General features: G+C 57.9%; 8 protein-coding genes. All 8 read left to right on the top strand.

The annotated features are described in order from the left end of the window. The first annotated feature begins 1 nt into the window (after nucleotide 1). Nucleotides 2–706, top strand: a complete 705-nt coding sequence (locus VW41_14160) for a methyltransferase type 12 (protein AJZ90084.1) — start codon at nucleotides 2–4, stop codon at nucleotides 704–706. Then, nucleotides 699–2,303: a hypothetical protein gene (locus VW41_14155; GenBank protein ID AJZ90083.1), complete on the top strand. Its 1,605-nt coding sequence runs from the start codon at nucleotides 699–701 to the stop codon at nucleotides 2,301–2,303. Before VW41_14160 ends, VW41_14155 begins: the two co-directional genes overlap by 8 nt. Before the next feature lie 15 nt (nucleotides 2,304–2,318). After that, nucleotides 2,319–3,644 (top strand): salicylate synthase Irp9, encoded by a 1,326-nt coding sequence (locus VW41_14150; GenBank protein ID AJZ90082.1) that lies wholly within the window; start codon nucleotides 2,319–2,321, stop codon nucleotides 3,642–3,644. A 288-nt stretch (nucleotides 3,645–3,932) separates the two neighbouring features. Further along, a complete protein-coding gene (locus VW41_14145) occupies nucleotides 3,933–4,886 on the top strand; it encodes an AraC family transcriptional regulator (GenBank protein AJZ90081.1) in 954 nt (317 codons plus the stop codon). Between the two features lie 132 nt (nucleotides 4,887–5,018). Further along, nucleotides 5,019–7,217, top strand: a complete 2,199-nt coding sequence (locus VW41_14140) for a TonB-dependent receptor (GenBank protein AJZ90080.1) — start codon at nucleotides 5,019–5,021, stop codon at nucleotides 7,215–7,217. A 59-nt stretch (nucleotides 7,218–7,276) separates the two neighbouring features. Then, complete coding sequence (locus tag VW41_14135; protein AJZ90079.1) at nucleotides 7,277–8,764, top strand: hypothetical protein; 1,488 nt, start codon at nucleotides 7,277–7,279, stop codon at nucleotides 8,762–8,764. After that, complete coding sequence (locus tag VW41_14130) at nucleotides 8,764–9,708, top strand: ABC transporter permease (GenBank protein AJZ91979.1); 945 nt, start codon at nucleotides 8,764–8,766, stop codon at nucleotides 9,706–9,708. Before VW41_14135 ends, VW41_14130 begins: the two co-directional genes overlap by 1 nt. Continuing rightward, nucleotides 9,705–10,457: an ABC transporter permease gene (locus tag VW41_14125; GenBank protein ID AJZ90078.1), complete on the top strand. Its 753-nt coding sequence runs from the start codon at nucleotides 9,705–9,707 to the stop codon at nucleotides 10,455–10,457. Before VW41_14130 ends, VW41_14125 begins: the two co-directional genes overlap by 4 nt. Nucleotides 10,458–10,463 lie beyond the last annotated feature (6 nt).

Genomic DNA, 10,463 nt, shown 5'->3' with positions numbered 1-10,463 from the left:
TATGGAAGACTTCTACTCACCGGTCGCTGAGTTTTACGATCTGGTTGGTCGCGCGCACTCCGCGGGTGAAACCGCGCTGCGTGAGCGGCTATCGGCATTTACCGATATTGACGACCCGGTGCTGGATATTGGTGCTGGCACCGGACGAACTGTGCTGGCGATAGCCGAAACCGTGCCGCGGGTGGATATTCTGGCGGTGGAGCCAGCCCCGGCCATGCGTGCGGTATTGACTCATTGCGTGGTGCAAAGGCCGGAGTTGCGGCAGCGCGTCACGATTATCCCGGACACGGTGGACAAGCTGCAGCTACCCGAGCGGCTGGGCGCGGTCGTGGCCTTCGGGGTGCTGGGGCATCTGACGACAGAGGCGCGTCAGGCGCTGTGGTCAATACTGCTGCCGCGGCTTGCCCCTGGGGCGCCGGTGTTTGTGGAACTGCTGCCGGTCGAAAAACCGATGGTACTGCCGACGATGACGTTGGCCAGTGAAACAATTGGTCAGCGTCACTATCACGCGACCCTCGAGGGTGAGCCTGGACCCAACGACACCATGTTGCTGACTTCATGCTGGACGGTTAGCGGCGGCCCCTGCGCCACGCAGGTGATCCGTAACCGGAGCGTCTGGCACACCTTTGGCCTGGACGATCTTGCCCGTGAAACCGGGCTGCGTGCTGAACGCCTGACTGCGCAGGCGGGGGTGCTTTATGTCTGAACCGATTGCATCCCCCGATAGTCGTATCCTGCCGGAGGAGATGCGCTGGCCGGTAGCGTTGGCCGAGCGTTATACGCAGCGCGGCTACTGGCAGCCGGAAACGCTCGGTCAGTTGATTCTGCAATGGCGGCAGCACGGTGACCGCCCCGCCCTGATTGAACCGGGCCGCAGCTGGAGTTATCACCAGTTAATCACCCAGGCATGTCGTTTCGCCGGTGAACTCAGGCAGCGAGGGATGCAGAGCGGGGAGACGGTCGTTATTCAGTTGCCCAACGGGGCCGATTTTGTGGTGGCCTTGTTCGCGGCGATCCTTACCGGGGCGGTGCCGGTACTGATGTTACCGGCTCATCGCCAACGTGAAATTCTGCATGTGGTGGAGCTGGCGCAGGCGCGCTGGTTCCTGAGTGACGCAGAACAGGCGGGAATCGAGGCGCAGAGCCTGCGAGCTAAGGCACCTCACTGTCATAGCCTGTTTTCAACGGAGAAGCAGCGTTTTGCCGCCAGCCAGGCTCCGGCGATGGAGGGGTTGCCCTCTGGGGATGCGTCCCGGCATATTGCTTTGCTGCTGCTTTCCGGCGGCACAACCGGCTTACCCAAGCTGATCCCCCGTACCCATGCCGATTATCACTACAACTTTCGCGCCAGCGCCGCGCTGTGCAATGTCCAGCCGGATGACCGTTATCTGGCCGTGCTTTCAATGGCGCATAACTTTCCACTTGCCTGTCCGGGCATCCTCGGGATCTTTTCCCGCGGAGGCTGCGTGGTGGTCCCGGCCACTGCCGCCGCTGAAGATGCGTTTGACGCGATTCATCAGCACCGCGTGACGCTCACGGCGCTGGTCCCTTCGCTGGCAACGTTATGGCTGGAAGCGGCGGAGTGGGAACAACCAGACCTTAGTTCACTGAGGCTGGTTCAGGTGGGGGGCGCGAGGCTGGGAGCCGATGCTGCCCGCCAGCTGTTGGCTCGGTGGGGATGCCAGTTGCAACAGGTATTTGGCATGGCGGAAGGGCTGTTGAACTACACGCGGCTGGATGATTCACCTGAGCTGATTACTACCACGCAGGGCCGACCGCTATGCGACGATGATGAGATTCGGGTGGTTGACGAGCAGGGACTGCCGGTGATTAGCGGACAGGCCGGGGAATTGCTGGTTCGCGGGCCTTACACCATCCGCGGCTACTATCGCGCGCCGGAACACAATCGTCAGGCGTTTACCGCCGAGGGATTTTACCGCAGCGGCGACCGGGTACGGCAGTTGCCCGGCGGTGAACTGCTGGTGGAGGGGCGAACCCGCGACACTATCAACCGCCACGGAGAGTCGGTTGCCGCCGATGAAATCGAGGAGTGCCTGCGGGCGCATCCACTGGTACGCGACGTGGCGGTGCTGGCGGATGTAACCGGAGAGCAGCAGGCAGCGATCCATGCGGTCGTTATCGCCCATTCCCCTCTTACGCTTGCCGAGATGCGGGCGTTTCTTGAACAGCAGCAGGTCGCGCCATTTAAATGGCCAGATCGACTTACGCTGATTGATGCTTTCCCACTGACGCCGATTGGCAAAATCAATAAACAAGCGCTGGCAGCCCGGCTGGCGGTTTAACTTTCAGGAGTCAACATGACGGATACACGCACCGAACTTCGACTCAACCTGCCTGCAGATCGGACGCTGGCCGCGATTGTCAGCCTTATCAGGCAGAATCCGACAGAGGATTACTACGTCTATGAGCGACCACCATGCTGGTATGTGGGGCTGGGTAAACGGGCGAGTTTAACCCTTTCACCTGATGGCTCGCAGGCAATAACCGAAAGCGAAGAGGGCTGCCAGACAGTCCCCGTCACCGCATCGCTGGCCCATTACGCCCGTCAGTTTCGTGCGCAACATGCCAGCACGGGGCAACGTGTCTTCGGTATGGTCGGATTTAATTACGCGGCTTGCATTCGTGGGATCGCATTTCCGGCCGGAGAGTGGCCGCTGCTGTCTCTCCTGGTGCCGCGCGATGAACTGGTTTTTGACGCCGGGGAAGTGACGATCCTGGCGCAGAGTGATGACCAATGCCAGCGCCTCGCCCGGCAATTACAGGACATCACCCCGGCACCGGCTGGCAGCGCGCTCCTGGCCGACCTGACCGCGCAGGGTAAAGATTACCAGCAGCAGGTGACACGCGCGCTTGAAGAGATTGCCGCCGGTGAATACACCAAGGTGATTGTGTCGCGTGCTCTGACGCTTGCAGAACGCATCGACATGCCCGCTACCCTCTGGTGCGGCAGAATGTCCAATACCCCGGCACGCAGTTTCTTGTTGCAGCAGGGAGCGTATGCCGCAACCGGTTTTAGCCCGGAGATGGTGGTGACGGTAGAACAGGACATCGTCACCAGCGAACCTCTGGCAGGCACCCGCGCGCTATCCGGTTCGGCAAGTGAAGATGCTTACAATCGGGCCGAGCTGCAAAGCGATAGCAAAGAGATTGTGGAACACGTTATCTCGGTCAAAGCGGCAATTGGAGAGCTGGAAACGCTGTGCGTGCGTGACTCCGTGACGGTCACTGACCTGATGTCGGTACGCGAACGGGGAAGTGTGCAACATCTGGGGTCTCAGGTATGCGGCAAACTGGCGTCGGGGCGCGATGCCTGGGATGCTTTTGATGTGCTGTTCCCGGCGATCACCGCATCCGGTATTCCCAAGATCCCGGCACTGGCTGCAATCCTCCGCCTGGAAGCGGTGCCGCGTGAACTTTACTCCGGCGCGATACTGATGCTGGAAGGCGATCGATCCTTCGAAGCGGCACTTGTTCTGCGCAGCGCATTTCAGGATGCGCAGAGAAGCTGGATCCAGGCCGGAGCCGGAGTGATTGCTCAGTCGAATGCATTACGCGAACTGACAGAGACCTGCGAAAAACTTTCCAGCGTGGCGCCTTACCTGGTGGTTTCGCCAGCGAAATAAGAGATGGTAGCTGACTCAACTGTACGAGGTCTGTTGGTACTTTCTGGTTAATTAACCTGTTGCGGATGCGCTCTCTTCGGCCGAGGAGGGCGCATCTGCAATGAGGCTATCATAGAGTCTGACCCATTTTTTTGTTGCGTGGAGAGAGTGCCGGGAAAGATTTGTTAACTGATAATGATTATTATTTACATATCTGTAAACCCCAGTATGATGATTCCCTGAGTTTCGTTTCGGGAACTAAGCACCTGGCGAGTTCGCCAGCCGGGTACTTACAAAAGAGGGTTTTTTATGCAATCCACTCACCAGTTACATTCTCTGCAACAGTTAACCGATATGGCGCACAAATGGGGCTACGACTACGAGCTGGCAAATACCAACTGCTCGGTTCGTCAGTCTGGCGAGTTTGAAGGGACAATCAAAACGGTCACGCTGCCCTATGGCGTCAACCTCTGCCTCAATGAGCTGACCGCCAACGGGGACGACCATCGCAGCGGCACGCTTCACCATTGTTTGACTATTTTACTGACGCTCGGCGGCGATGAACCCAATTATCATCTTGATGACGGCAGCCCGTTGCCGGCGGAAAGGGGTATGGCGAAAGTGATTGCCACCAAAGACCGTATGCGCCTGTGGTGCCGCAATCCACGCGGACATCATTGCCGCAGCCTGGTGATTCAGGCGGCACCGGACCGGATTAATGATAAAGAGCTGGCGGAGCAGGTCGAACGTATTTTGCAGCGTAACCATGTCTTCAGCTTAATTATCCCGCAGTACACCATCGATAGGGCCAATGAGCTGTTTGGCTTTTGCGATAACTGCGTGATTGGCCGGCTACAGACCCATAGCTGCGTACTGGATCTGATGGCCCAGGTGCTGCGCGCGGCGAATCCGGATTTACCTCAGATGGGGGTGATGGCGCCACATCGCGATGTAACGCGGATGCTGAAAGTGCGGGATAAGCTGGTCACCGAACTGGACTGCAACCATTGCCTGTGTGACCTGGCGCGTGATGTTGGTATCAGCGTCAGCGCACTGAAAAGTAAGTTCCAGGCAGTCATGGGGCAGTCGGTTTTCGCCTTTCTGCGCGACCAGCGCCTGACCCGTGCCCGTCAGGGATTAGAGTCAGAAGGGTGGACGGTAAAACAGGCCGCCTACTATGTTGGCTATCAGCATCCAAGTAACTTTTCTACTGCCTATCGGCGTAAATTTGGTATGCCCCCGCGCGACTCTCTCAGCCTCTGACTGGCTGAAAACATAACTCATTTAGCTTTGCTCATAGCTGAGTTATCTAGGGTGTCCCATGACCACCCCCATATAATTGAGACAAATATAAAATTATTTTTTTGTTTCTGTTTCAGCACCATGGAGATGGTCATGCGCACCAGTTCACACCAGCTTAGCTTAAAACAAAATCTGCCTGTCGCCATTAAACCGCTCTGTCTTCTGTGCGGTCTGGCGATTTCAACCCCGGCTTTTACCGCGGAACAAACCACCGATAGCAAAAAAGAAGAAACCCTGGTGGTGACGGCCCGTAAAGTGAAAGAGGATCCGCTGAAAGTCCCGGTCAGCATGACCTTGTTCGATCGTCAGACGCTGGACGATCGCCGCATTGATGATGTGGGGCACTTAATCCGCGACGTGCCAAACATCAGCTTCAGCTCACTGGGGGATATGCGCTCAACGTATATGTCTATTCGTGGGGTCGGGCCGATGGCCCAGCCGCTCGGCTTTGATGATACATCGGTCGTGACCTATATCGACGGCGTGCCGCAACCGGCTTTCGGTTCGGATCTGCGTTTCCTGGATGTTGAACGGATTGAAGTCTTGCGCGGCCCGCAGGGCACGGTGTTTGGACGCAATGCGCAGGCGGGAGCGATTAACATTACCACCCGCCAGCCTGGCGATACCTTTGAAGGCATATTGCGTGCGGAAGCGGGCCTGAACAGTAAATCCGAGAACGTGGGCCAGTTGACGGTTTCCGGGCCGCTGATTGATGACCGCCTGGGCGGGCGCTTCTCCGCAGCCTATTCCAACCTGGGCGCTGATGTGGATAACAATACGCCGGGTGGCAAGCTGGGCAAGATGGAAACCGGGGTGTTCCGTGGTTCGTTGGTCTTTACCCCCGACGACCTTACCCGCTTTGTGCTGACCGGCAACTACGAGCGGAACAACAACACGCCGTCAAACTTCATTCTCAAGAAAGGCCCGAACTTCCCCACGGTAAAGCTGGATCCTAAAGGCTGGGTCGATCGCGAAGTTTCCGGTCTGTCATTAACCGCCAGTCGTCAGCTTGATGGTATGCAGTTTACCTCTGTATCCGCAGTGAACCATTACGATTTTAAAAACCTGACCAATAACTCTGAGGCGCTGACCTTTAGCAAAGTGTTCGGTAGGCCGGCGTCGGCATTTATTCCAGCCACCGACTGGAGTACTTATGACGAAAGCCAGAACAGCCTGTATCAGGAACTGCGCCTGAGTAGCCTCGACGACGCGAATATTGTCTGGGTCGGCGGCATCAACTATCTGCATGACAGCTACAGGCTGACTACCAAATATGATTCTGCGTTCTTCGCTTCCACCAACGGTACGCGTAATGGGGATTTCACTACCAACAGCTATGCCGCTTTTGGCGAGGTGACGGTCCCGCTGTTTGGTTCAGAGAAACTGAAAGGTACGTTAGGCGGCCGCTACACCCATGACCGTAAAACTTATGAATCGGTGTATCGTTCCAATGGTTTCCCCGGGACGGTGGCCTACTTCAATCAAAGTGGGGTGCTGAATTACGACATGGTGACAGGCCGCGCGGCGCTGAGTTATGACCTGACCGACGACTCGACAATCTATACCAGCGTCACACGCGGCGCGAAAAGCGGTGGTTTCCCTAATTATACCAACAACGCACCCAGCGGCTTGAAGGATACGCCTTATAAGGATTCCTCCTCCTGGAGCTACGAGATCGGCAGCAAAAACCGTTTCCTGAACGGGCGTGCCGAACTGAATGCCTCATTGTTCTATAACGTCGTAAAAGATGAAAACCTGTTCGCGATGGATTCCGCGTCATTCACCTTTGTGCCAAAACCGATTGATACCCGTAACTATGGCATGGAGCTGGAAGGCTCGCTGCAACTGACCGAGCACTGGAAGTTCAGCGGCGGGGCGGGTTACACCCATACGGCATTACGTAATGTTTCGGATGATGTCGCGGCCTCATCCGGCGCACGCTCTGGCAACCGGGTACCGGCGGTACCGAAATTCAACACCAACCTGACGCTGCAATATTACGATTCTGCCGCCTGGCTGGGACTGCCGGAAGCCAATATTTTCGCCCTGGCACAGCATCAGTATGTCGGCAGTCGTGAAGCGGATGTCGGCAGCCACTTCAAGCTTGATGCCTACCAACTCTACAACGCCAAAGTGGGCCTAGAGTTCTCCTCCTTCGATGTCTATGTCTTTGGTCAAAACCTGACGAATGAACGCCCGCAGTACATTGGTTTGTATTACGGCCCAGGCAGCGAGGCGGTCACCGTTGGGCATGGACGTGTGTTGGGCGTCGGTACGCAAATAAAATTCTGATTACGCGCCGCGCCTGGATTGGTTTCCGGGCGCATGATTCAGTTTACCCGGATGCAAATATGATGAAATTACGACTGCCAGGGTGGCTGTTCCTGGGGGTGGCAATGGCTCTGCCCGCCGCGCAGGCTGCAGGTGACCGTACTCTCCGGGTGGTGATGTTGGGTAGCCAGAGTGAAACGCTCGATTACGGGCGAGCGCAAACCTATTACCCCTGGGTGGTGACCGGCAATGTCTGCGATGTGCTGGTGGCGTATAAACAGGGCAATCTCGACTATCAGTTGAGTCGGGCCATTACCTCCAATCAGGATGCCACGCGCTGGACTGTTTCACTGCGCTCAGGGGTGCGCTTTTCCGATGGATCGCCGCTGACCGCAGATGATGTGCTGGCTAGCCTGCGCTTTCTGGCCGCCTCTCCCGGTTTTGCCGGATTCTTCAGCGATGTCGATATGCAGGCCAGCCATGTTGTGAATGCCGAAGAGCTGGAGCTGGTTCTTACCCGTCCACGAGCCGATCTGGTCACCACCGTGCTGACCGCCGCCAGTATGGTATGGAAACAGGGACGGGGGGATGTGGCGATCCCGATATGCAGCGGCCCGTATCAAGTCACCTCCTTCAATGCGCAGAACGGGGCGTTGCTCAGCCGCAACCCCTACGCATGGCATCCAGCGGCGTGGTTTGATCGTATTGAAATTCGCCCGCTGGCGGATGCCACGGCGCGGGTAAATGCGCTGCTGAGCGGGACGGCAGACTATGCCTTTGATATTCCGGTTAGCAGCGCCCGCAGCGTAGAAGGACGTCAGGGCTGGCAAATCATCCGCAGCGGTGTGGAAAATGCCAGTGGTTATTACTTTGCCATGAATACCAGGGTAAAACCGTTTGACGACGTTGAGGTTCGGCAGGCGCTGAAAACGCTGGTGAACCGTCAGCAACTGCTTGATGTGGTCCTCGGGGGCTATGGTTACCGGGGGAATGATGTTTTCGGCCAGGGGCTCAGTGGTTTTGACAACCAGCTCCCTCAGCGCCAGACCGATGCTGCTCTGGCGCAGGCGCTGCTGCGGAAAAAAAATATCACGCAGCTAACCTTGCTGACCGCCGACCTGACTCCCGGGCTGAACGACGCGGCAGAACTATTACGCCAGCAGCTGGCCGACGTGGGCATTACCCTCAGGATTGAGACGGTGGCTGCGGCCGATTATCTGGGTGATATTTCACGTCTCCATCAGGCGCAGATGCTGTCGATGTACGCGCTAAATCGCCCATTCCTGGCGGCGATCCCGATGCTGTTCGGCGATGACAACCCCTATAACTATGGCGGGTGGTATCCGGACGATTTTGCGGCAGGGGTAGAGCAGGCGCGTAAAACGCTCGATCCACAGCGCCAACAGCAGCAGCTCAACCAGTTGCAACAACAGTTGTGGCAACAGGGGCCGTATTTGCTCTGGGGGTATCGCGATCAGCTTTCGGCGGCGGTGACGGCTTTGCAGGGCGTTGAGCTCAACCAGGGGATCCCTCTGTTCCGCAGCGCCCGGATAGCGGGCGGCCAATGATGGCCAGATTTGTCCTCTGGCGTCTGCTTAGCGCACTGCTGTTGCTGTGGCTGGCGAGCATGTTGATCTTCTTCACTCTGACGCTGGCACCCGGAGATGCCGCAGTGCAGGCATTGGGTGAACACGCCACCCCGCAGGCGTTGCAGACGCTACGGCATCAGTTCGGTCTCGATAGGCCCGTCGCCGCAAGGTACTGGCAGTGGCTTAACGGTATTCTGCGCGGCGATCCCGGCATCTCTTTAACCAGCCAACAACCGGTAGTCGATATTATCGCTCCCGCCGCTCGGCGGAGTGCGCTGCTGGCGCTGCTGGCCGCCTGCGGGATGTTGCTGCTGGGGGGCACCGGCGGTGTACTGGCGGCGATGCATCGGGATCGCTGGCAGGATCGGCTGCTGTCATTTATCGCGATGAGTGGATTAAGCACCCCGGAATTTATTGTTGCCACGCTGATGATCCTGCTGTTGGCGGTTGGGGCGGGGTGGTTCCCGGCGGTATCCCTGTTGCCGGCTTCCGGCAATATCAGCGACCAGTGGTCTATTCTGGTTCTCCCCGCGTTGACTCTGGCGCTGATCGGCGGCTGTTATTTGCTGCGTATGATACGCGCCTCGTTGATAAGGCTGACTGACGCGCCCAACATTCTCAGCGCCCGCCTTAACGGTGTTCGCGGGCTGACGCTGGTGGCCCGCCATTTGCTGCCCCAGGCCGCGGGGCCGCTGGCCCAATTATTTGCCGCCAGTTTACCCTACCTGATTGGCGGTGCCGTGGTGGTAGAACGCGTATTTGGCTTTCCCGGCCTCGGCGAGCTGCTGCTGACGGCGCTGAATACCCGTGATGCCATTTTGCTTCAGGGGGTGGCGATGCTGCTGGCGCTGATTACCGCCCTGTGTTGGTTCGCGGCGGATGTCCTGGCGGTCTGGCTCGATCCCTGGCGGAGGCGCTCGTGAGAATCATCGCTTTATTGATGATTGCCCTGATTATCTGTAGCCCGTGGCTGGCACCCTATAACCCACAGCGTAGCCTCGGCCTGGCCTGGCAACTGCCGGATGAAACCCTGTGGCTGGGCAGCGATGGCCTGGGGCGGGATGTCTTGAGCCGGCTGCTGAGCGGTGGTCGCAATATTCTGCTTTTCCCCCTGTTGTGCGCATTGTGCTCCTCATTTTTAGGCAGCCTGTGCGCGCTGCTGCTGGTTGCTTTGCCCGATCGCGGCAGAAGGCTGGTGGTGTTACTGGATCCGCTCCTGTACATGCCCCCGCTGCTGGTACTGATTGGGGTTATCTATGCCTTTGGCAACGGGCTGGTCGCGCTGTTGATCGGGATTACGTTACTCAATATCCCTTTTACCCTGCGCTATATACGTTCGCTGGCGGATCCGGTCCTCGATACCGGTTATGTCGAGGTGGCGCGTGCGGCAGGCGATGCGCTGCCGGTACTGTTATGGCGCGAAGTCCTGCCGGTGATTGTTCCCGGTATCCTGGCTGATGGGACTACCCGTTTAGTCGCTGCGATTTACCTGCTCGCCTCGGCCAGTTTTCTCGGTATTGCCAGCCCCGGCGGGATCGACTGGGCATCAATGGTGCGCGACGGGTTACCCGGGCTGATGCTCAATCCCTGGGCGGCGCTGTTACCTGCGCTTGGTATCGCGCTGGTGGTGGTGGCGATGAGTTTGCAGACTGACCGCTGGAGCAAGAGCTGATGCGTT

The organism is Klebsiella michiganensis, assembly GCA_000963575.1.
Lineage (GTDB): Bacteria > Pseudomonadota > Gammaproteobacteria > Enterobacterales > Enterobacteriaceae > Cedecea > Cedecea michiganensis_A.
The sequence above is the reverse complement of the archived record's forward strand: the minus strand, read 5'-3'. Positions and strand labels throughout refer to the sequence as shown.